We start from the raw sequence: 23797 nt of genomic DNA, 5'->3' as shown, positions 1-23797 counted from the left end.
TTATTTCTTTTGTTCAAGAGGTTTACCCGGAACCGGAACAGTAAATGTACTCATATCCATCTTACCCAGATTCAGGTCTTTCGGAGTATAATCCAACGGAGAAGCCGTCATAGCATCCCAAGTTGTTTCTGCACCGGAGTAAGCCGATTCGCGTCCCATAATAGCAGCCATATTGGCAATAGCTGTTTCAGAAGCCTGCTGAAGCGGTTTGTTACCACGGATACTGTTAATCCAGTTTACATGTTCCAATGTATACGGGTCAGTCTGTTTGAAGTTTGCTTTCTCTGCTTCATAATCGTATTTCCATACCACATTACCGGCAAGATCTTTGATCTCCATAGTAGAGCTATCCCATGAACCTTTTGTTCCCTGGACAAATTCACTTACATTGCTTACGCAACCGTCAATCTGACGACACATACTATGCATATGGATACCGTTCTCCATAGTGAAGTCGATACTGAAGTTATCATACTGGTCACCGGTAACACGACGATGACGAGAACCGAAACCTACTGCTTTCACCGGTTTCAGACCACTGAACCAAGTGAATACGTCGATATTATGTACATGCTGTTCAACGATATGGTCACCGGATAACCATTTCCAGTTCACCCAGTCCTTGATCATATATTCGCAATCGTTCCATTCTTTCTGACGTTCACGGAACCACAACATACTCTGGTTCCAGTAAACGGTACCGCCTGTAATCTCACCGATCATACCTTCCATAATCTTCTTATAAGATTCTACATAAGGACGCTGGTGATGACGTTGTGTACCTGTGATCACGCGTAAGTTCTTAGCATCAGCCTGTTTAGCTGTAGCCATAATCGTACGATAACCTACCGGGTCTACGCAGATCGGTTTTTCAAGGAATGAATGTTTTCCTTTTTCTGTTGCATATTGGAAATGTACCGGACGGAACACAGGAGGAGTTGCAATAATAACTACATCTACTCCACTGTCTATTACTTGCTTATAAGCATCCAGACCTACGAAACGTTTGTCGGCCGGAATGTCGATATTCTTATCTTTTTTCAGCTTTCCAGCCAGATCATCTACTCTTTCCTGGAAAGTGTCACCCAATGCAACGATTGTTACACCATTAGCGGCATTCAGGAAGTTGAATGCTGCACCGGAACCACGTCCGCCACAACCGATAACACCGGCTTTCAGTTCCTGTCCGTCTGTTGCCAGGTCGGGCAATTCGGGAACGTAATATGTTCCGGGTTCTTTCAACGGCTTCAAAGCATTCGCTTTGCTTCCACCGTCACAAGATGTTAAAACACTAGCCGCACTACCTGTACCGATTGCACCCAGTGCACCAGCCATAGCCGAGCTTTTTAAAAACGATCTTCTACTGATACTGTTTTCCTTTTTCATGATATAGCAAATTTAAAGAATTGATATAATTTTTACACTAGTCTACTACTTAATTGAAGCATCGGGCTCACATACTACACGGAAGCCAATACCGCGTATATCTGAGTACCACCAGATACTCTTTGGTTGTTGCGGATCTGTCTTCAACCACGCATCATGTTTGGTATAGTCGCGGGCTGCCGAACGAACATCTGCAGCGTCCGAAGTATAATTACCTCCGCGCACTACCCATTCTGTTCCTTCTGTCACCAACGGATTTGTTACAGCGTTGCCTCCCTTGCAGTAAGCTTCGGGATCGTACTTGTCTGCACAATATTCCATGACATTACCCAACATATTCTTTAATCCGAACGGATTGGCTTTCACCAGATCCGGTTCTTGTGTCTTATTCTTACTGTTCTTATTGTAAATAACGAACGAGCTGATGCTGTCGGTCTTTGCATCGAAGAACTTACGCCAGAAACCCTGATCCGAGAAATCTTTCGGGCTACCGGAGAAGAAGTAAGGAGTTTCCGTACCGCCACGGGCTGCATATTCCCATTCGGCTTCGGTCGGCAGGCGGTATTTCTTGCCTGTCTTCTTTGACAACCACTGGCAGAATGTTTCAGCTGCATAATGTGTCATCGTGATAGCCGGACGATCGCCGCCACCCCATCCCTGATCGGGAAAACCGAACGGAGGAGTCGGACCGGAAATAGCATCTACATCCGGGTTGCTGTTGTTTGCATATACTGTTTCAGGAGGTGTACGCCCTTCACTCATCGTGCTACCGTAGAATGCCCAGTACTGATCCCAGGTTACTTCCAGTTCAGCCATAAAGAACGGGCTGACAGTTACCTCACGTACAGGAGCTTCATCCGGTTTGTGGAACGGTTCTTTCGGAGTGCTACCCATCTTGAATGTTCCGCCGGGAACAGCCACCATATTAAACGACACCGGAGTGCCGGGGATCTGTTCCTTAAAATCGGCAAAAGCTGTAACCACTGCCGGTTCTTTAAAATACAGGCTTGTATCCACCGCTCCGCCACCGGAAGCCAGACCCGGTACACCCGTCATCTTCGAATGGTTATAGTTCGGATTATAGTGTCCCGCATCCAGGTGACAACTGATACACTGCAAGTCCAGTTTCTTTTCATTCTCATCATAATAAAGGTGTGCAGTGATACCATCGTTCGTAATCCCTTCGGGGAATAGATTCTGGTGACATTCTTTACATGATTCGTTAGGGATATATTTTACGGCATGCTCCAGTTCAGACTTTGCATTCCAGTCGAAATCGGCACTGTCTTTCGTCATAAAAGACCAGACATCTTTCAAGCCCAGTTTCGCTTTTGCCGTATAATGGTTCCATGTATCGTTCTTAGGCGGGAGGTGACAGTCTACACAATGTACTTTCACTCCACTTCCGTTATTTACATGTTTGGATAGTTTCCAGCTATTTTCCACATGAGGGTGCACATGGCACATCATACAAGATTCGTCAGAAGAAAAATAGACAGAAGTATTATAGGCCAGGATCATAACCCCGGCACCGAAGATTACTCCAAGAAGGAGCATAAAAGTCTTTCCTCTGAAGAAAGACTTCTTTGGATCTGATAAATATCGGTTAGAATTTTTGTTAGTAGCCATCTGTTTTTATGGTATTCAAAATTTTACACTTAGCCTGAGAATTAGATTTAAAAATCGGCAATAAAAGTAGTATTTTCCTTAATATAAAGAAAGCATAACCGGCCTATTTAACGTTAATCGTAAACCGATTATGCTTTTTTTAATAATTTTCAGTTTATAAATTCGACTGAACCGGAGTCATAATAAAAGTAAACTCATAATCTCCATAAGGCAGGCGATATTTTTCCAGAGGAAGCGCTCCCCAGCTATTCACACAGCCTAATCCCATCTGCGCTTTATCGATACACAAATTAGTATAGTCTACCTTCTGAACCAGTTCCGAATGTCTCTGGTCTTTCTGTACGCCGTCATCAAGCGATTCGATCGAATAATTCAATGCAGAAGCAGAGAACGGAGCCTCAGCCACAAACATCAAACCATTACCACCCTTGTTCGTTTGTTTCCACCAACGGATATCAGTCTTTGTTCCGGTTTCCTGCGGACGGATATAAGAATAGAACTGTTCGTCCACTGTCTGACAGAACTGACCCAGGTCGGTTACATTATTACGATCCGAATAATTTTCCCACGGGCCACGTCCGTAGTATTTAATGCGTGCCATCTCTTCCGGCATCTGCATTTGCATACCGAAACGGAACATATCCGATACTTTAGCAGACTTATCGGCAACCATCTTCTGCGAAACCTTCACTGCACCTTCGTTGTTGATCGTATAGGTGATATACAGCTTGGCAGAAACTGCCTCCATTGTATATTCCGCATTTACGACAGCCTGACCATTTTCAATCTTATTAGTCATAGAAGTCAGTTTCAGACCGGGTTGTTTCCAGGCTGCATATTTATTCTGCAGGCCGGCACCCATGTCGTTGTCGGTCGGAGCACGCCAGAAGTTAGGTGTCAATTTGCCGCCTTCATCGATCATAGCTTGTCCTTTCACATCATATTTACAAAGGAAACCGTCGTGTTTATTAAATTCGATACGGAAGTTTTCGCCTGAAACGATCAGGTAATTATAATCGTTTTCCTTGATAACAGGAATAACTGTTGCGATATTTACCTTTTCTACATTAGCCAGTTTCAATTCCGGAGCTTCATACGGACGGATCACCAACTGATTTTTAGCTACTGTATATCCGGCTGGAAGCATTGTTTCAGCCTTTTTCAGTTTGAACGCTACATTCAATAACAGTTCCTTGCATTTACAAATACCTTCCGTATTGTAATTCAATTTGACAGACTTGGTTTGTTGCGGAGCAACTTCCAGGTCTTTGATCATACCGGTCTGGACAACTTCACCGTTTGCCAGCAATTCCCATTCAGCATAGTAACCGCTCAAATCACGGAAGAAGTTTTCATTATACACATTCACTACGCCGTTGGCCAGATCAGAAGGTGTAACCCAAATTGACTGATAGATATGGCCTACTTCATGCATATGTGGATTCGGTTTACGATCAGGGCTGATCAAACCATTATCGAGGAAGTTGTTGTCTGTTGCATCATAACGGTTGAAGTCGCCACCATACCCATAAAACTCTACGCCATCCTTATTCTTCATACGCAATGACTGATCTACGAAGTCCCAGATGAAACCACCCTGGTATTTCGGATACTTGCGTACAAGATCCCAATATTCTTTAAATCCGCCTTGCGAGTTACCCATCGCATGTGCATATTCACATTGGATAAGCGGCTTGTCGATATTACCTTTGCAATATTCTTCGCATCTGTCATATCCCAGGTACATCGGGCAATAGATATCTGTAAACTCATTCGTACGGGCTTGTTCGTACTGAACGGCACGGCTCTTGTCTTCGTTCTTGATCCAGGTATAGCATGCTTCGAAGTTCGGTCCGAAACCGGCTTCATTCCCCAACGACCAGAAAATGATAGACGGATGATTGAACCCACGCTGTACATTACGCTGGTTACGCTCCATATGCGCCTTGGCATACAGCGGATTCTTAGCCAGTGTTTCTTCACCATATCCCATACCGTGAGATTCCACATTGGCTTCAGCCACGACATAGATACCGTATTCATCACACAAGTCATACCACAGGTTTGCATCCGGATAATGACAAGTACGAACGGCATTCAGATTATATTCCTTCATTATTCTGATATCCTGCAACATGCGTTCACGTGATACCACGTAACCACCGTCCGGATCCATTTCATGACGGTCTGCCCCTTTAAATAAGACTGGTTGTCCGTTTACCAGGATCTGACCACCTTTCAGTTCGATTTTACGGAAACCGACTTTTACCGGAATTGTTTCCAACTCTTTACTGCCATCTTTCAATGTAGCAACCAAAGTGTACAGGTTCGGTGTTTCAGCCGTCCACTTCAACGGATTGGCAACAGCCATATCGGCAGAAACTTTACCCGATCCTTTCAGTGTAGTTGTTGCAACCGAATTGCCTTGCTTATCCAACAGTTTCACATCGACCACACCGCCACCTTTCAGATTCAATGCAATATTCAATGTAGCATCTTTATACTGTGCATCCAGATCCGGAGTTACACGGATATCCTGGATATACTTCGGATTACGGGCATACAGATAACAATCGCGTCCTACCCCCGACAGGCGCAGGAAGTCCTGGTCTTCCAGGTAAGTTCCGTCGCACCAGCGGAAGACCTGGAATGCGATCAGGTTCTTTCCGGGTTTCAAGTATTTGGTTAGATCGAATTCGGCTTCCAGTTTGCTGTCTTCACTGTATCCTACATATTGTCCGTTCACCCACAGATACATATTGGAGGTCACAGAACCGAAATGAGCGAAGATTTCTTTACCCTTCCAGTCTGCCGGAATAATTATTTCCTTCCGGTATGAACCGACATGATTATTTTCTACTGGAATTTCGGGAGGATTGTTCTTAAACTGGTTTCTCCACGGATACCCTACATTTACATAGATAGGATCGCCGAAACCGTTCAGTTCCCATACCCCCGGAACAGGCATATTCGCCCACCCTTTATCGTTAAAGTTCACCTGGTAGAAATCTGTCGGACGAGCATCCGCATTCTGTACCCAGTTAAATTTCCAGGTTCCGTTCAAGGTCATAAAATTCCCTGAAGATTCTTTGCATCCCTTCAACGCGGCATCCTCTGTCTCATACGCAAAATAATTGGTATGCATCGAAGCACGGTTTACCTCATTAACGTTTGGATCCTTCCACTCATTTTTCTGAGCGAATGCTGTCATTCCGATTAAGGAACAACAGCAAGCTAGCATTTTTAATTTCATTTGATATTAGGTTTTCAATATATGTGCGTAATCAATCTACCCACTTCTGCCATTTCTGATTATCATTGTAACCGGCTTCCACCATTGTTTCAATGAATTGCATACCTCTTACGCCATCGTATACAGTCGGGAAATCCAGGCATTCTTCACAAGGCTGCTCTCCTTTCTTAATACTCATTACGGTATGGGCGAAGTTTCTGTATATATTGGCAAATGCTTCGATGAAACCTTCCGGGTGACCGCCCGGTGTACGGGTATTCATTTTGGCTGTATCGCTTATAAATCCATTATTTCCCATCCGAATCACTTCGGTCGGTTTGTCGGTCCATTTAGCCAACAAGGTGTTCGGTTCCTGTTGCTGCCATTCCAGACCGCCTTTGTCTCCATAGATACGGATACGGATATTATTTTCTTCTCCGGCTGCAACCTGTGAAGCTGTCAGCGTACCTACCACCCCATTCTCATAGCGCATGAAAGCGGCACCATCGTCATCGATCGGACGTCCGGGTACAAAAGCATTCAGGTCGGCACAAACTTCCTGTACCTTAAGACCGGTTATATATTCACTCAAATGCCAGGCATGTGTACCGATATCCCCGATACAGCCGGCTTTACCCGAACGTTTAGGGTCTGTACGCCATCCGGCATTGTTTCCCCCCTGCAGTTCGATCCGGTCGGAAAGCCATCCTTGCAGGTATTCCACATACACACGACGCAGTTTACCCAGATCACCTCTGGCGATACGGGCTTTCGCTTCTTTCACGGCAGGATAAGCTGAATACACATGAGTAAGAGCCAATACCAGTCCGGTTTCTTCTACTTTTTTCTGTAGTTGCTTCGCTTCTTCCAATGAGAAGGTCATCGGCTTGTCCACCACAACATGGAAGCCTCTTTCCAGAGCCATCATAGCGGGTTCGAAATGCCAGCGGTTAGGTGTTACGATCGTAACAAAATCCATCCGTTCGCCTTCCGGCAAAGTCATTTCGTGTTCGAACATTTCCTGATAAGTACTGTAAATACGATCTTCCGGGAGGAAATAAGAGAGTCCGGAACTTTTAGATATTTCAGGGTCTACGCTGAAACATCCGCAAACTAATTCAATCTGATTGTCCATAAAGGCCGCACGACGATGGATAGCTCCAATAAAAGCATCACTTCCACCACCTACCATGCCCATTCTTAGCTTTCTGTTTTTCATGATAATACTATTTTACGAATTACGAATTGAGAGATTGCCCAAAGTTACAAAATGCTGTAATATGTACAATAAATTTCGTAATATTAATATTTGATATTGATCTATAAACAGCAATTGCTCCCCTTCCTTTACCTATTCAATTGTATACATGGCACGCTGATACTACAGAGCAACCTGCGTGATCAACGTGCCATAATAATACTCTAATATACCTTTATATTTCTATTTGAAACCCGGATTCTGCTCCAATGCCGGATTACGTAATGTCTCCTCTAGTTTGATAGGAGCAAAATACATTTTGTTATCCCATTTACGTTTCTCAATGTAGTTCAGATTGAGGACGGTCCAGGTATAATTATAAACGTCTTCATCATGTACATATGGTAACGTAGCAGTCTTACCCGGTTTCAGACGGCCTACAATAGTGATACCTGTCAACTTTTTACTGCCTGTTTCCGGAGCTATCATCCAGCGACGTACATCATAATAACGAGAATGCTCGTAAGTTAATTCTACACGACGTTCATGACGCAAAAACTCACGCAAATCATTCTGATTAAAAGCCTGTCCCCGAACAGCCAAAGTAGCTCTTGTATCCGGACGTCCGATACGCCCACGGAGGGCATCCAAATAAATAGCCGCTTCATCCAACTTATTCAGTTCAATACAAGCTTCGGCTGCAATCAGGTACATTTCGGCCAAACGGATATACGGCATCGGACAGATCTGGAAATTATGTTCGGTCGCAGAAACCGTACCATCGATTAATTTCTTTTCCAGATAGCCTGTGTACGTTCCGTTCCAGTTTTCGATATTAGACATACGGGTATCTACACCAACCATACCGTTAAATTGTTGCTTTTTGATAGCATTATTTTCATCATCTACTGATTGTATGGCATTAACTTCAACACCACCGCTACTCAATTCATAATATCCGAACTGCAGGTTACCCAGTGGAGTTGCATCGAACACAGCTCCATCAGAGGCTCTGGGGCGTCCCCATTCTGCTCCGTCATAGCCGATTGTTGCATAGAAACGTGGTTCGCGATTTGTATACGGATTCACAGTTGTTTCTTCGCCGGCTTTCAACAGGGTGTTCGGGATCTTTCCGTCTTCCGTCTCAAATGCCATGACCAAATCATGAGTCGGAGCAGTACCTGCCCAGTTGTGGTATCCATTCGGACCATGCAGTAAAGCTACACGGTTACGAACCCAGTTGTCGGCATCCTTATCTTTGTTTACATACTGTTTGGACCAGATTGTTTCGTCATTATTCGTGATAATGATATTATGGAATTTTTCTGCAATATCCTTGATTGTACCTGCATTACAGTCGATAAGTGAATAATTGCCATCATTAATTACCTCTTTAGCTGCATCCAGTGCCTTTTGATATAAAGCTTGCCGGTCGCCTGTGTATTGATTACATGCCAAAGTGTTAACAGAACGGTCTGCAAACAACGGACTGGCAATATGCAGCAATAAACGAGCCTTCAACGCTTTAGCGGCTCCCCTCGTTGCACGCCCTAAGTTTGCACCGGTCTGTTGTTCCGGCAATAAGCTAACAGCTTGTTCAATGTCTTTTAATATAAAATCCATAACATCAGCCACGTTGGAACGCGGTAGCTCCATTTCTGAAGCCTCTTCGATACTGTACACATGGTCTACGATAGGCACGCCACCGAAACCACGGAGCAACTCCGTATAGATATACGCCCGAAGGAAATAGGTCTCCCCTTTCAAAGCATTCAAGTCTACCCCGGTTTTCTGAGGAACGTTGTCTATATTTTCCAATACGAGATTGGCACGGTAGATAGCTTTAAACTGTTTGCTCCATCTAAACGGACAGTCGTCACGATCGTAAGCGGCCAAGTTGCTAGGAGAAACGGTTGCTTCGTTTATATCACGACATCCATATACGTGTGTAAAAAACCCGTCATCTGTCCATGCTTCAGGATTTACTTCTTGTGCGATGTCGCATACATACGAATAAACATCGGTAACAACTGATTTTGTCAAATCGGCATCCGTCCAAACGGTTGCTTCATCATACTGGTCTTCCGGTGTCAGGTCCATAAAGTCGGAACAGGAACTGAATGATAGTGTTAGTCCTGCGACAGCCGAAAGACAAATATATTTTAGTCTTGTTTTCATAATAATTACGTTTTAGAATGTTACTTGAACTCCGAAATTGATGATTTGTCTCAGAGGATAATCTCCTAAGTCTTTACTACGCTGTTCCGGATCGGCATCTTTTACACCGTCAATGGTAAACAGGTTAGAACCGTTTGCATAGAGGCGCAAATTGGAAATCCCCGCTTTCTTTAATCCTTCGAAATTAAAGGTATATCCGAGCTCGGCATTCTTCAAACGCAGGTAATCGGCATTTCGCAAGAAATAGGTGTTATCATTGTTAATCCAGTACTGATTCTCACGGTCCCATGCACGTGGACCCTCCGAATACGGATTTTCCGGTGTCCACCGTTTATCGAAGTCACTTTTCAGGAAATTACCAACCAGACCGGACCAGGTTTCGATGTATACCTGAGCCCCAGTTGCACCCTGGAACAATAACATGATATCCCAACCTTTCCACCTGGCTGTAAGTGTCAAACCGGCAACGAAGCGCGGTTCCTGGTTCTTCTCCGGACGGACGCGATCCAAACCATCGATTTTTCCATCACCATTCATATCCTTAAAACGAATATCGCCCGGCACCGTGTTATCTGAATACAACAGACCTTTTACCCGCGCCTCATCGATTTCTGCCTGGGTATGGAAAATACCGTCTGCTACATAAAACAACAAGTCGCGGCTACCCACTGCTTTACCTGTTGAGAACTGGTATCCAGGAACATTTTGCACTTCATCCCAGAAGGTAATCTGGTTTCTTGCGTATGTCATATTCAGAGATGCCCCATATTCTACCTGACCGATTTTGTCTTGCCAGCTTACCAAAGATTCAAAACCGCGATTTTTCATTTCCCCCAAGTTCTCACGCGGTAAGGTGATACCGGTGATTTCCGGCAGAGATGCATTACGTGAGATCAACATATTCGTACGTTTGTGGTAGAATACATCCGTCTCCCAACTTAATCGGTTCTGTAAGAATTTGAGATCCAAACCGACATTGTAAGTAGTCCCAACTTCCCATGTGATATTCGGATTTGGAGTACGGCTAGGATACAAACGTTTATTTTCAGTTCCACCAAATGCTATACCATTGTTGTTGAATGCGTATGTCGTCAGATATTGGATGGAATGGTCGTAGTTGTTATCTGAATCTACGAGGGCATCATTACCGGTCTGCGACACGGAACCACGCAACTTGAAATAGTCGATAAAACGAACATTATCTTTCCACCATGCTTCCTCTGATACACGCCAGGCTGCTGATACGCCAGGGAAGAAACCGTAGCGCTGATCTTTCGGGAAGCGGTAGGAACCATCGACACGCCAAACAAATTCGAATAAATAACGTTCCAGATAGTTATAAGAGACACGGCCGAAATAGTTCAGACGAGTCTCTTTCCAAGAGTAACCATTTGCCATCTGTCCTTCTTGACCTCCTAAGTTCAATTCTGGTTTACTGTCTGAGATGAACCCTGTACGATAAGCGAATGTTTCTTCATATTGTTTCTTCTGACCTTCCATACCGAATGTAACACCGATCGTGTGTTGTCCGAATGTACGGTTGTAGTCGATCAAACCGTTGAGCATCCAGCCGAGTTGTTCAGTATGTTTGCGTTCCAGTGTCGGAGAATCTATCCACTGCTTGGATGAACTCAAACCTTCGCTGCTTTCATTTACTCCATCCCAGGAATACAAGTAAACCGGTTTTTCCATTTTTCGGCGATTCTGGAAATGAATATCATAAGAAGCGTTACCCCGCAACGTTAGCCCTTCGATCCAGGGCACTTTTACGTTTACGGAAAGGTTATTCTGGATATACTGGTTTTTGTAGTGGTCGAAACCAGCAAGGTCCGTACTCGTTACAGCCGGGTTGTCACCACGTTCGATAGCCGGTCCCGGTTCACCTGTTGGCCACCATGCCGGTTGATCCGGACGGGTACGACGTGCATTACCAAAAATATCGCCTGCTTGTTTAGCCGGATATTTGGTATCTTCCAAACGGGCAGCTACTCCAAGCTGAAAATCTACGTATTGACTGGTCTTGACATCCAAATTTGTACGCAAGCTATACTGGTCATAGCGGTTGGCTGAATTTCTATACAAACCATCTTCGCCGTTTGCACCGAAATTAGCATAATATTTAACTTTATCCGTACCACCGGATATACCGATATCAGCACGATAGATAGGGGAGGCTGGTTTTATAATTTCGTCAAACCAATCCGTATCCGGATATTTCCATGGATCAGCGTGTGTACGGAAACCCTCGATTTGTTCATCGGAGAAAGAACCCGGAAGTACTTCGTTTAACATTGTTGCATACTCATACGAGTTTGTCATTTCCGGTATGCGGGTCGGCTTAGAGAATCCACCACTTGCATTGAACGAAACAACCGGTTTGCCTTCTTTACCGCGTTTGGTAGTAATCAAAACTACGCCATTAGCAGCGCGAGCACCATAAATAGCGGCTGCAGCATCTTTCAAAACTGAAATAGATTCAATCTCATTCGGGTTCAAACGGTTCATACCACCATCACGATCGGGTATACCATCAATTACAATCAACGGATCATTGCTACCCAGGGAGTTAGTACCACGAATACGAATAGTCGTAGCACCGCCACCCGGTTCGTCTGCTGTTTGGAAACCAATAACACCCGGCATACGACCGACCATAGCACTAGTCAAGTTACTCGTCGGAGACGCTTTCAACTCCTCCCCCGATACACTGGCGACAGCTCCTGTCACCGTTACCTTTTTCTGTACTCCATAACCGACAACTACAACCTCGTCCAGTTTCTGAGTGTCTTCTTTTAATGTTACATTGATCGATGATTGATTACCTGCCGCAATCTCCTGCGATTGGTAGCCGATATAAGAAAAGACAAGTTTAGCGTTGGTGGGTACTTCCAATTGATATTTACCGTCCATATCGGTTATAATACCGATCGTAGTTCCTTTTACAGAAACATTTACACCAATAAGAGGCTCACCTGAGGCATCGGTAACTGTTCCGCTGATATTTTTCTGTTGAGCAAATACAGTCGTCGTGCAAAGTGCAAAAAGCAATAAGGTTAACATTCTGAGTAAATTGCTTTTAGCACGACATTTTCTAAAATGTTCGTCTAAAATAGATTCTTTCATTTTTGTCTGTTGTTAAATGAATATAAGGTTAAAAAACACAATGGATACTATTACATATCCGATTCTAAACATTGGATTTAAAAATTCATAATCATAGGCAATCAATATTAAAATGAATACTAGTGAATCATAAAAAACTTAGATATTATCATCCCCATAACTTAACAAAGTGCAATCTTTATTACGGAGATACCACAAGAACGTTTTTGAAAAGCCATACAATCACAGATAATGATCCGTTCATTCCGATACCGGGTGATCAGGTTTGCAGGCAAACGCAACTTATTATTGATCAATATCATATTCAAATAAATTTGGTTAACAATTAGACTTAATAGCGAAATGTTTCAAAAAGGGAACAAACAGTCTATTAAGAGAATTAAGAATATCACAACGGCAAAGATATTGCATTTTGTTATATTAGCAAACAAAAGTGCAATTTTTTATTACAGAGATCGCTTATTTATTCAAACCACAAATGTTAAATTGCTCACATGAACGATATATTAAGAAATATAGACGCAATTCGCAGGAACAAAGGGTATTCCCAGGAATATCTAGCCAGTCAGATTGGAATAAAACAAGCTGGTTTTAGTCTTATCATGTCAGGTGAACGGGAGTTAAAGTATAATACATTATTACAGATTGCAAATGCATTACAGGAATCAGTAATAGATATTATTGCATATCCTGAAAAATACGTCCTGAGTAGAGACAATAACATATCAGCAGAAACTGTCTTACAAATCAAGTTAGATAACGACAAAAAAGAGCAAGTATTAAAAATCGTCTTCGGAGATCAAGCGACAGAGTTACTAAAAGGAAAGTGACTTTCATTCTTCCGAAGAATAAAAAATAGTCAGAGCCGACTTCTTGAATAAGCAAGCCGGCTCTAATTATTTACAGATCACATATTGTAATCCGTGATATGAAAGTAGAACTACTAAGTCCCAGAATTATTATTTCACAGGAGTTAATCCCATCTTTGCCGCCCGTTCCAGCATGAACTGTTTAGCAGCCTCGTATTCATTAGGTATCACACCATCCAGGATTGCATTTTTTATTGCCTCCTTTATAACTCCCACCGGTTGAGAAGGAGGAAGACCAAATATTTCCATAATTTCCTCTCCGGAAACAGGAGGCTGAAAATTCCGTACCCGGTCTTTTTCTTCTATTTCAGCCAGCTTTTCACGAACCAAACGGAAGTTATTAAGAAAACGACGCACTTTCTCCGGGTTCTTACTAGTTATATCGGCTTCACATAGTTTCATCAAATCGTCTATGTCGTCTCCGGCATCGAAAAGAAGACGGCGGATAGCCGAATCCGTCACCTCATCATCAGCCAACGCAATGGGACGCATATGCAGAGTCACCATTTTCTGGACATATTTCATCTTTTCATTCATCGGCAACTTCATGCGGCGGAAAATTCCCGGAAGCATACGTTCACCTATAAAGTTATGGTTATGGAATGTCCAGCCCAAACGAGGATCAAAACGTTTGGTGGCCGGTTTCCCTATATCATGAAAGATTGCACTCCAACGAAGCCACAAATTATCTGTTGTTTTGCTCAGACGGTCTAATACCATTAATGTATGAGCAAAATTATCCTTATGACCGATCCCTTCTTTCGTTTCTGCACCTTTCAGTGCACATAATTCCGGGAATATCAGTTGCAGTAATCCGCTTTTATCCAAAAGTTCAAAACCGACAGAAGGCCTGGGGGAAAGTACGATCTTATTCAACTCATCCACAATCCGTTCCTTAGAGATAATAGAGATTCGTTCCTTATTACGTTCGATAGCATCGAACGTATCGGGATGGATAAAAAAACCTAATTGTGAAGCAAAACGGACGGCACGCATCATACGTAACGGATCATCGCTGAATGTTATATCGGGGTCAAGCGGTGTACGGATAATCAGATTATCCATATCCTCCAAACCTCCGAAAGGATCCACCAGTTCTCCATAACGGTCTTTATTCAGACACAAAGCCAACGCATTGATCGTAAAATCACGCCGATTCTGGTCATCTTCAAGTGTACCGTCTTCTACGATCGGTTTCCGGCTGTCATGACTGTAAGATTCTTTCCGGGCACCGACAAACTCAATCTCCAGGTCACCGGATTTTACCTGCGCCGTTCCAAAGTTTTTGAACACGGATAGATGTGTCTTTTTACCTAACTTGTTAGCTACTGCTTTTGCTAATTCTATTCCGCTGCCTACCGCAACAACATCAATATCTTTCGAAGGACGGTATAAAAAAATATCCCTGACGTAACCACCAATCACATAAGCCTCAACACCTAATTCGTCTGCAGCCTCTGATATTATGTGGAACGGCTTAGCCGATATATGATTTAAAATATCTTCCTGATCTATATACATTCGCTTTATTTATCTCACTCATTGAGACTGCAAAGATAAAAAATATATCTTTGCAGACAGAACGAATAAGCTAAACAACATGAAGAAGTCAGCAATATGTATCGCATTTGCCGCCATTACCCTGGCTGCATGCAACCAAACGGAGAAAGAGGCACAAGCCAGATTGAACAATGCGAGAAGCATGTACGAACGGAATGAATTCTTCGCTGCAAAAAGCGAAATAGATAGCCTCCGTGCTCTCTACCCGAAAGAATACAAGGTCTTGAAAGAAGGCCTGGCCCTTATGCGCCAGGTTGAATTAAAAGAGGCGGAACGGACTATTGCATTTTGTGACAGCTTGCTCCCTATTAAAATAGAAGAAGCCGAGACTCTGAAAAAAGGATTTTCTTTCGAAAAAGATAGCGTCTACGAAGAAATCGGGAATTATATCTGGAAACAACAGACGATAGAACGGAATGTTCAACGTTGTTATATTCGTAGCGGAGTTAATGAAAAAGGTGAAATCTATCTTGCCAGCGTTTTCTATGGCGGTGCACCGATCAATCATACAGGATTAAAAGTCAGTACGCCGGATGGTCAGTTTGCCGAAACTGCTTCGATTGCTTACGACGGTGGAGTAAATTACCGTTTCAAGGATCTGGGAAAGACAACTGAGGTCGTTACTTATAAAGGTGAAAAAGGCCTCGATGCTGCCAAATTTATCGCCACAAACGTAAAAGAGCGTATCAAAGCAGAATATACAGGTGGTAAACCTTATACGATATATATTGCCGACGGCGACAAAAAAGCGATCGCAGCAACTTATGATCTGGCCATAGTATTAAGCGATCTGGAAAATCTGATAAAGGAAAAGGATAAATCTACAAATAGGATTGCCTATCTGAAAAATAAACTGGAAAGCAATGCCGAGTAATTCAAATCTCATTCTTATCTAAATAAAAAATCCGGCTCCCTCATTAATTACGGGAGCCGGATTTTTTATTTGAGACTATATCTCTTTTTACTTCACAATTACTTTATAAGCCTGATCGCCATCGACAGATACAATCACAACACCTCTTGTTGTCGGAACTGTAGCATAGTCAGATGAAACAACACGTGTAGCGATTGTCTGGCCCAGGATGTTCGACACTGTGATCTTCTTTCCATGTGCATTACGGATACTGAATTCACCAACGCCACCTATTACTTTAATAGTATTAGGAGCTTCGATTTCTTCGTTGGCAACAGGAGCCGGAGCTGCTTCAACGGAGAATTCAACGCCGTCTTTTGTCATAACTACGACGTTATTTATAATGCCAACATATGGTGTACCTGTAGCAACAGTTACCTCTTTCTGATTTTCCAACAGATAGTTTCCACTTTCTGTAACCTTTAATGCAAACAAAGCCGGATTTTTAGAACTATCCTTCATTGTTTCAATTGTATCGTTTTTAATAAAGTTTACACGAGCAGCACTACCAGAAAGCAATGAAGAATCGCGACCAGAAACCATATAGAAATAATCTCTATCAACACCCGGAACACCATCAACAGCCAATGAAGTCATAATGAAATACAACGGTTTCTCAGCTGTAGAAGCCTTTGATTTACTCAACCACAAGCTAAAGTTATCTTTTTCATAAGTCGACTTCAAAATATCCTGCCCTTCCTGTTTTGCTTCTGCAAAAAAGTTCAACGGATTCATTGTTAATGACTTCAAATCTGAAGTAAAACGTTTGTTACCAGACTCGAATGCACCATATTCAGGAGCTTCCATTTCAACGAAATTGAAATACGCCGGAGTTTCTGATAGAACCATGTTTGAAGAAGCTAAATCAGCAGTAATAAATTTACCATCATTATTATCTGTAGCTATTTTCATGCTATATTTACCACCGTCAACATTTATATTGAAGAAGAAATCAAGTGCGTCAGCAGAGCTAGAAACTTTCAGGCTTTTCTTTTCTGTATCATAAGCCACGTATTTATCGCTAAACTGAGACTTCAACTGATATTTCACAATAGAAACTGTATCTTTCAATGCTTGTGCACCACCGATTTCTAATGTATCAACAGCGACAATTTTAAAAATAACAGCATCTTTTCCATCCACAGATTTAACCTGAAGAATTGAGTCAGCCGTAACAGTATAAGAAGAACTTGTTTCAGCACCTGCAGGAATCAGATTTAAGGCATAACCATTATTTGCCATTTCCGCTGTTGTGAAATTAGCCGATCCTAAGAACTTGTCATCAAGATTTACTTTCTGAGGTTCAACAGTGATAGAATCAGCATTGCCGCCGAATGTAAATGTATTAGCCATTCCCTGAACAGCAAAAACTTCACCTTTAAGCAACATAGATGTATTACTTTTACGATCTACAATGCTATACATTCCATTATCTTCTTTGATGTACCATTGTCCTTCTAGCTGATTTACGGAAGGCTTTCCGGTTGTCATTGGTACAATCTTATGATCTTTTTCATTAAAAGATGAAATATATTTTCCTCCATTTTCTCCTTTACTTGCACTCTTCAAGAAGTAAACGCCTGTACCACCTTCGATTTTAGCAGGAGTTCCCTTTTCAACAGTGATAAAAGGAGCAGCTCCATTTATAGGCTTACCAGCTTCATTTATTTTAGAAACGGTCAATAATTGAGTGGTACCTACCTTTGTAAATACAACCTGAACATTTTCAGCGCAAAGCTCCAGGTCTCCATTTACAATCGGAGCATTCTTTACTAACATTACTAATGAATCATTCTTCAAATCAACCTTAAACTGGAACTGTTGAAAATCGCCATTACCTACCGTATGATACTTAATACCGCCCTTAACATCATCTGTATATGTAGAATCTAACACAAATTTGGCACCAAAAACATCAGTGGCACCTGTTATCTCTACTTTAGTCGTATCCAGTCCAAAATATTTAGCAGTCTTACCATCATCGAAAGTCATATCGTCTTTCACTTGCAACCTTACCCAATTTTTATCAGATTTACTTGCTACAATATCTTGCCCTGAGAAAATATCACCGTCAAACTTATCTCCAAAAGACAAACGAAATACACTAAAATTATCCCCAAGTTCATTAGCCTCTAAAGAGACAGCTGATTCAGGGTAATTAACAGTGAAAGCAGAAGCATCAGTTACTTTCTTTTTTAAAACGAAATCTTTTTTTCCATCTGTACCATTAACTAATGCAAATGCCATCAGCTTATCTTCAGCCAAATAAGAAACAATCTTACCATCAGACGATATACTCCATTCACTTACCCCTTCTGCTAAAACAGGTTTATAATCTACCGGAGAAAAAGACAAAAGAGCTTTTGTCTTTTTATTTTTAAACTGGTAAATTGTATTTCCACCAGTTTCGGTTCTAACTTTCGTTATTTCCCACAAAGCTGAATCTCTTGCTGCTTTACTTGGTTCATTTCCAAAAACCTTAAATACGACAGAGTCAGCTTTTGTACCACACAGAGAAAGATAATTATTATCAGACTTCAAATAATAATAATTACCAGCAGTCCATTCTTTTGAATTGACCTCATCACCAGGTGCCGCGCTAACCGTAAACGAACTTACCGCCATCAAAGCAGCGGCTATTAGAGTAGATTTTTTATTCATATATTTTCCCTTTTGGTTTATACATATTATTAATACTAACTACAAAGATATGATTTTTTAAATTCCTAGATGCAATAAGAAACGCTAAAGATACTTATAATCATGTATATTGTACAAAACTAGTCTTTTTAATGCCAAGATGTTACATACGTTATTAAAGATTGCCTTTTCAAAGAAAAACATAGTAGAAATGAATGAAACTTTCATTATATAGGTAGCCATAAACGGAAGCCTTTTGTAACAAAACGATTCAAACAGTCATACTTAAACAACAATATGACACACATTTCAAAGAAATAAAAACACTCCACTCTTCCCTAAGATCGTTTTTAGAAGATTTTTCATTACATTAATTAACAAATATCTCCCTAAATCATTTTCAAAAACTCGTTTTAAAGGAATTGCAAGTTCGTTTAAAACGAATTTTTTTTTGTTTTAAATAAAATGGAGGTTCATTTAAAACGAAAGTACAGTTAAAAAGTGTTGCGCACCGGATAAACAAAGGCTTTTTCCTGCCCGAATTATATGTTTTTCGGCAGTTTTTCATCACAGATCATCTTTAAAATACGCCAGAAACAAAATATCATAAGCTTCTCAAATATCAATTTCACAAAGCAAAACAGACACAACAAGCAAACAAGCAACATCAATTCGCCATATTTTCACATTAAAACCGACCTATTTAACAACGACATCCTCCCGGAGAATCTCACAGAATCCACCCACGCCGTCCTTTTGTCCGTATAGCATCCCTACATACCGTCATAAATAACATTTTGACACTTGAACTACAACGCACTAAATCCAAATACGAAAGTGAATGTTTTTGATTAAGTTTCCTCCCCTGACAAAAAACTATTACCTTAGTGCCGTAATTAAACAAAGTATGGTAACAGAAGAATTAAAAAGACTCTACTACGAATATACCGGTTCACAGGCCGAAGACATCACAGAACTACCTTCATCCGGATCAAACCGCAGGTATTTCAGAATATCGGGACCTGAAACATTGATCGGAGTCAGCGGATCTTCACAGGAAGAAAACAAGGCTTTTATTTATATGTCCGGATTTTTCAGAGAGAAAGGCATTTCCGTCCCGGAAGTACGTTTTCATTCTGAAGACTATTCTTTCTACCTACAGGAAGACCTGGGAGACACAATGCTTTTCAACGCCATTGAAAAAGGACGTAAAAGTTGCGTATTCGATGAACAGGAACGTGAGTTATTACATAAAACAATTACCATGCTGCCTTCCATCCAGTATGCAGGAGCCGATGGGTTTAATTACAACGAATGTTATCCACAGCCGGAATTCAACCAGCGTTCAATCCTCTGGGACCTGAATTACTTTAAATACTGCTTTCTGAAAGCAACAGGCATGGAGTTTCAGGAAGACCGCCTGGAAGATGACTTTCAAAAGATGAGTGATGTCTTATTGCGTGACACTACTCCTACTTTCCTGTACAGGGATTTCCAGTCACGTAACGTGATGGTAAAAGATGGAGAACCCTGGTTCATTGATTTTCAGGGTGGACGAAAAGGGCCGGTTTATTACGATGTTGCCTCTTTCCTCTGGCAAGCCAAAGCCAATTATCCGGAAGATTTAAGAAACGAATTGCTTGCCGATTATCTGCAGGCACTACGAAAATATACAGATGTAGATGAAGAACATTTCTTCAGCCAGTTACGTCATTTCGTCCTGTTCAGGACTTTACAAGTATTGGGCGCCTACGGTTTCCGGGGATATTTTGAAAAGAAACCACATTTCATCCAAAGTGTTCCTTTCGCGATCAATAACCTGCGCCAGCTATTGAAGAATGATTATTCCGAATACCCCTATCTCTGTTCCGTGTTAAGGGAGTTGACCGGACTGACACAGTTCAGGGACGATATAAAAAAGCGGATGCTGGAAGTTAAGATCGTCAGTTTCTCTTATAAAAAGGGCATTCCGAACGATCCGAGTGGAAACGGCGGAGGCTTTGTTTTCGACTGCCGCGCCATTAATAACCCCGGTAAATATGAGCGGTACAATCACTTTACAGGGCTTGACGAGCCGGTTATCCGTTTTCTGGAAGAAGACGGTGAAATTACGCAATTCCTCGAGCATGTATATAATATTGTAGATGCTTCTGTGAAACGATACCTGGACCGTGGCTTTACGAATCTGATGGTTTCCTTTGGTTGTACCGGAGGACAACATCGCTCCGTTTATTCGGCACAACACCTGGCAGAGCATCTGCATTCTAAATTCGGAGTAAAAGTAGACTTGACCCATAGGGAACAAAATATAGAACAAATCTTTGACGCAATATTATGAAAGCTATGATTTTCGCAGCCGGTATGGGGACTCGCCTCAAACCGATGACCGACAATACCCCAAAAGCATTGATACCAATCAATGGAAGACCAATGTTGGAACATGTGATCCTTAAACTGAAGGATGCAGGGTTTCACCAGATCGTTATCAACATTCACCACCTGGGAGACCAGATCATTGATTTCCTGGCAGCTAATAACAATTTCGGAATCCAGATCCATATCTCCGACGAACGGGGATATCTTCTCGACACCGGAGGCGGCATAAAAAATGCAGCCAAATTCCTTCAGGGAAACGAACCTTTCCTGGTGCACAACGTCGACATCATGTCGAATGTCGACCTGAAAAAGTTATACAACTGTCACCTGGAAACAAAACCGTTAGCCACCCTGCTGGTCAGCAAACGGAACACATCGCGTTACCTTCTTTTCAACAACGAGAACCGTCTGTGCGGATGGAGAAACCATGAAACAGGAGAAGTAAAATCTTATTATCCCGATTTCGATCCCAAATTATATAATGAATATGCCTTCAGCGGTGTTCATGTATTATCCCCGCAGATATTTGACTGGATGGAAGAGTGGACAGGTAAATTCCCGATTATCAACTTCTATCTGTCCATCTGCGCAAAAGCCAATATTCATGCCTATGCTGCCGAAAATCTGCGACTGCTCGATATTGGCAAACCGGAAGCTTTGGCAAAAGCGGAAGAATGGGTAAAAAGTTTGTAATAAAATAAGATGGCTTTAGCCGGAAGTGTTTCAGACAATTCTGACTAAGGCCATTAACAATGGCAAATAGTCTTTTAGTTCCACACGCAATAGTTTTAATGCCTGCTGAATACGATAATCGACCGTTTTAGACGAGACATTCAGTTTTTCGGCGATCTCGTGGTAAGTCATATTTTGGAAACGGTTCATCTCAAAGGCTTCCCGATACGTTTCCGGCAGGCGAGCCAAGGCGGCTTCTATATTCCGGGTTAATTCTTCCACCACATAAAAATCAGGATCCTCATACTGCGATTGCATATTGACGGACATAGAATCCACAATCCGCTGTTTTAATTCATTCCTATTTATCAGGGTAAGACATCTGTTCTTCACAGCTCTAAACAGATAATTCTTCGGAGAGGACTCGATCACCTGCATAGAACTATTCTCCCAGAACCAGACCATAACATCCTGTACAATCTCCTGACCATCATCAAAATCTACAAATTGTTTTGCGTAGGCACATAATAAAGGATAATAACGCATAAACAAGACATCAAATGCTTTCACATCACCAGCCTGGATCTCTTCGAAAAGAACCTCGTCTGTTGTTTTATCTGTGATTTTTGAAAGCATATAGTGGGATGTTAATTCGAATAAGACTTTGTATGTATCCGTGCAAAAATAGTATTTTTAAACCTATTGACCTATTACAACCCGATTAAGTTTTCAGCAAGATCGAACAAATAGAAAAATTTATTATAAAAAAGTGCATTTTCGTTTAGGAGGTTTCCCGACTCGTTAGTCTTAATTATAAAAGAGACAAAATGGATACACAAAAACATATAGATGAACAACTTCTTCTGGACTATTTTTCCGGAGCACTCACACCTGCCCTAAAGCAGGAAGTCGAGTCCTGGATACAAGAATCAGAGGAAAATAAAAAGATGGCACGGGATATCGAGTATATCTATTTTGCCACGGATACGCTCAATACGATTAAATCGGTAAACTCTACCCAGGCATTGGGAGAAGTAAAGGAGAGGATTAACAGAAAAGGGAATAAAAAGCATTCGTTCATTTTCTGGCTGCAACGGATCGCCGCTATTCTCGTTATACCTTTATTGATCAGCACGATCTACTTTGCTACTAAAGAAGATCCGGTCGAATTTATCGAAATCAGAACGAATCCGGGTATGGTTGCAGCTGTTGATCTTCCGGACGGCAGCAAAGTGTGGCTTAACTCCCGCTCTTATCTGAGGCATCCGCAAAAGTTCACAGGAGATACGCGGAGCGTTGAACTGGAGGGGGAAGCTTATTTCTCCGTACAAAAAGATAAGTCGAAGCGATTCATCGTCAACACTCCTTTCAACCTGAAAGCCGAGGTGTTAGGTACTGAGTTCAATATGGAAGCTTACAAAGAAAGCAATAAGGTGGTCACCACTTTAGTCTCCGGTTCCGTCAGGCTCTCATTCCCCAATAAGGATAATACGGAAGAGACGCTGCTCATGAAACCCAATGAAGAAATCTCCTATAATTCAAAAACAAAAGGCATTAGCCAGAATAAACCTTATCTTCCCACGCTAACAGCCTGGAAAGACGGCTTGGTTATCTTCAGAAACACGGCCTTTGAAGAAGCGTTGAAAATATTGAATAAACGATTTAATACCGAGTTCATCGTAAAGAATGACCTACTGTATGAAAACTCGTTTACCGGAACTTTCGACGGACAACATCTTCATCTTATACTCGAACATTTCCGTTTATCATCGGGTATTCAATATAAGTTTGTCGACCCTGAAACAGGAACAGATAAAATATCAGAAAAAACGATTGTTGAACTCTATTAAAATCACAGAAGTATGAACAACCTAAATTCAAGTACTAAAATGAAAACATTCGAACCTCCCTAAACAAAACATACGGGAAAATATTGGCGTATTTCCCCGTATGAAAACCTACTGTTAGCTTGTTTGGCGACAAGCTGTCAGCAAATGAATTTTTTTAACTCTAAAATCACT

General features: G+C 41.8%; 15 protein-coding genes. 5 read left to right on the top strand and 10 right to left on the bottom strand.

Annotated features, from left to right (window positions below):
- The 7 genes from BQ7394_RS04830 to BQ7394_RS25775 all read right to left on the bottom strand — a co-directional run bounded on the left by BQ7394_RS04830 (position 1) and on the right by BQ7394_RS25775 (position 13048).
- Positions 1 to 1386 (bottom strand): Gfo/Idh/MocA family oxidoreductase, encoded by a 1386-nt coding sequence (locus BQ7394_RS04830; RefSeq protein WP_075556331.1) that lies wholly within the window; start codon positions 1384 to 1386, stop codon positions 1 to 3.
- Positions 1387 to 1431: 45 nt separating this feature from the next.
- A complete protein-coding gene (locus tag BQ7394_RS04825) occupies positions 1432 to 3015 on the bottom strand; it encodes an SUMF1/EgtB/PvdO family nonheme iron enzyme (RefSeq protein ID WP_075556330.1) in 1584 nt (527 codons plus the stop codon).
- 154 nt (positions 3016 to 3169) lie between these two features.
- Entirely contained in the window at positions 3170 to 6268 is a 3099-nt protein-coding gene (locus tag BQ7394_RS04820) for a beta-galactosidase, LacZ type (protein WP_075556329.1), read from the bottom strand.
- A gap of 31 nt (positions 6269 to 6299) precedes the next feature.
- Complete coding sequence (locus BQ7394_RS04815; RefSeq protein WP_075556328.1) at positions 6300 to 7466, bottom strand: Gfo/Idh/MocA family protein; 1167 nt, start codon at positions 7464 to 7466, stop codon at positions 6300 to 6302.
- Between the two features lie 222 nt (positions 7467 to 7688).
- Positions 7689 to 9623, bottom strand: a complete 1935-nt coding sequence (locus tag BQ7394_RS04810) for a RagB/SusD family nutrient uptake outer membrane protein (RefSeq protein WP_075556327.1) — start codon at positions 9621 to 9623, stop codon at positions 7689 to 7691.
- A gap of 12 nt (positions 9624 to 9635) precedes the next feature.
- Positions 9636 to 12683, bottom strand: a complete 3048-nt coding sequence (locus BQ7394_RS04805) for a SusC/RagA family TonB-linked outer membrane protein (RefSeq protein WP_394333687.1) — start codon at positions 12681 to 12683, stop codon at positions 9636 to 9638.
- A 224-nt stretch (positions 12684 to 12907) separates the two neighbouring features.
- Complete coding sequence (locus BQ7394_RS25775; protein WP_154674736.1) at positions 12908 to 13048, bottom strand: hypothetical protein; 141 nt, start codon at positions 13046 to 13048, stop codon at positions 12908 to 12910.
- A 192-nt stretch (positions 13049 to 13240) separates the two neighbouring features.
- Here BQ7394_RS25775 and BQ7394_RS04800 point away from each other — a divergent pair, with 192 nt between their 5' ends.
- On the top strand, positions 13241 to 13576 hold the full coding sequence (locus tag BQ7394_RS04800; RefSeq protein ID WP_075556325.1) for a helix-turn-helix domain-containing protein: 336 nt from the start codon (positions 13241 to 13243) through the stop codon (positions 13574 to 13576).
- Between the two features lie 129 nt (positions 13577 to 13705).
- Here the strand turns inward: BQ7394_RS04800 and BQ7394_RS04795 are convergent, their stop codons facing one another.
- Positions 13706 to 15136: a CCA tRNA nucleotidyltransferase gene (locus BQ7394_RS04795; RefSeq protein WP_075556324.1), complete on the bottom strand. Its 1431-nt coding sequence runs from the start codon at positions 15134 to 15136 to the stop codon at positions 13706 to 13708.
- Positions 15137 to 15215: 79 nt separating this feature from the next.
- Here BQ7394_RS04795 and BQ7394_RS04790 point away from each other — a divergent pair, with 79 nt between their 5' ends.
- Complete coding sequence (locus tag BQ7394_RS04790) at positions 15216 to 16049, top strand: hypothetical protein (protein ID WP_075556323.1); 834 nt, start codon at positions 15216 to 15218, stop codon at positions 16047 to 16049.
- Positions 16050 to 16136: 87 nt separating this feature from the next.
- Here BQ7394_RS04790 and BQ7394_RS04785 read toward each other — a convergent pair whose 3' ends face one another.
- Positions 16137 to 18749, bottom strand: coding sequence for a DUF6383 domain-containing protein (locus tag BQ7394_RS04785; RefSeq protein WP_075556322.1), 2613 nt, complete (start codon positions 18747 to 18749; stop codon positions 16137 to 16139).
- 886 nt (positions 18750 to 19635) lie between these two features.
- Between BQ7394_RS04785 and BQ7394_RS04775 the strand changes: the two genes are divergently transcribed.
- Positions 19636 to 21066, top strand: coding sequence for a RapZ C-terminal domain-containing protein (locus BQ7394_RS04775; protein ID WP_075556320.1), 1431 nt, complete (start codon positions 19636 to 19638; stop codon positions 21064 to 21066).
- The gene (locus tag BQ7394_RS04770) at positions 21063 to 21797 is read left to right on the top strand and encodes a nucleotidyltransferase family protein (RefSeq protein ID WP_075556319.1); all 735 of its coding nucleotides are present in this window, start codon (positions 21063 to 21065) and stop codon (positions 21795 to 21797) included. Before BQ7394_RS04775 ends, BQ7394_RS04770 begins: the two co-directional genes overlap by 4 nt.
- Positions 21798 to 21827: 30 nt before the next feature.
- Here BQ7394_RS04770 and BQ7394_RS04765 read toward each other — a convergent pair whose 3' ends face one another.
- Positions 21828 to 22412: an RNA polymerase sigma-70 factor gene (locus tag BQ7394_RS04765; protein WP_075556318.1), complete on the bottom strand. Its 585-nt coding sequence runs from the start codon at positions 22410 to 22412 to the stop codon at positions 21828 to 21830.
- Positions 22413 to 22603: 191 nt separating this feature from the next.
- Here BQ7394_RS04765 and BQ7394_RS04760 point away from each other — a divergent pair, with 191 nt between their 5' ends.
- A complete protein-coding gene (locus BQ7394_RS04760; RefSeq protein WP_075556317.1) occupies positions 22604 to 23626 on the top strand; it encodes a FecR family protein in 1023 nt (340 codons plus the stop codon).
- Positions 23627 to 23797 lie beyond the last annotated feature (171 nt).

Source organism: Parabacteroides timonensis, from assembly GCF_900128505.1.
Lineage (GTDB): Bacteria > Bacteroidota > Bacteroidia > Bacteroidales > Tannerellaceae > Parabacteroides > Parabacteroides timonensis.
Note: the sequence above shows the minus strand (reverse complement) of the source record. Positions and strands in the feature narration are given on the sequence as shown.

Bases quoted from the DNA above. Each gene is read 5' to 3' on its own strand.
- BQ7394_RS04805 (WP_394333687.1), bottom strand. From the start codon at position 12,683: ATGTTAACCTTATTGCTTTTTGCACTTTGCACGACGACTGTATTTGCT.
- BQ7394_RS04775 (WP_075556320.1), top strand. From the start codon at position 19,636: ATGGTAACAGAAGAATTAAAAAGACTCTACTACGAATATACCGGTTCA.
- BQ7394_RS04765 (WP_075556318.1), bottom strand. From the start codon at position 22,412: ATGCTTTCAAAAATCACAGATAAAACAACAGACGAGGTTCTTTTCGAA.
- BQ7394_RS25775 (WP_154674736.1), bottom strand. From the start codon at position 13,048: ATGATATTGATCAATAATAAGTTGCGTTTGCCTGCAAACCTGATCACC.
- BQ7394_RS04785 (WP_075556322.1), bottom strand. From the start codon at position 18,749: ATGAATAAAAAATCTACTCTAATAGCCGCTGCTTTGATGGCGGTAAGT.
- BQ7394_RS04770 (WP_075556319.1), top strand. From the start codon at position 21,063: ATGAAAGCTATGATTTTCGCAGCCGGTATGGGGACTCGCCTCAAACCG.
- BQ7394_RS04830 (WP_075556331.1), bottom strand. From the start codon at position 1,386: ATGAAAAAGGAAAACAGTATCAGTAGAAGATCGTTTTTAAAAAGCTCG.
- BQ7394_RS04795 (WP_075556324.1), bottom strand. From the start codon at position 15,136: ATGTATATAGATCAGGAAGATATTTTAAATCATATATCGGCTAAGCCG.
- BQ7394_RS04800 (WP_075556325.1), top strand. From the start codon at position 13,241: ATGAACGATATATTAAGAAATATAGACGCAATTCGCAGGAACAAAGGG.
- BQ7394_RS04760 (WP_075556317.1), top strand. From the start codon at position 22,604: ATGGATACACAAAAACATATAGATGAACAACTTCTTCTGGACTATTTT.
- BQ7394_RS04825 (WP_075556330.1), bottom strand. From the start codon at position 3,015: ATGGCTACTAACAAAAATTCTAACCGATATTTATCAGATCCAAAGAAG.
- BQ7394_RS04820 (WP_075556329.1), bottom strand. From the start codon at position 6,268: ATGAAATTAAAAATGCTAGCTTGCTGTTGTTCCTTAATCGGAATGACA.
- BQ7394_RS04790 (WP_075556323.1), top strand. From the start codon at position 15,216: ATGAAGAAGTCAGCAATATGTATCGCATTTGCCGCCATTACCCTGGCT.
- BQ7394_RS04810 (WP_075556327.1), bottom strand. From the start codon at position 9,623: ATGAAAACAAGACTAAAATATATTTGTCTTTCGGCTGTCGCAGGACTA.
- BQ7394_RS04815 (WP_075556328.1), bottom strand. From the start codon at position 7,466: ATGAAAAACAGAAAGCTAAGAATGGGCATGGTAGGTGGTGGAAGTGAT.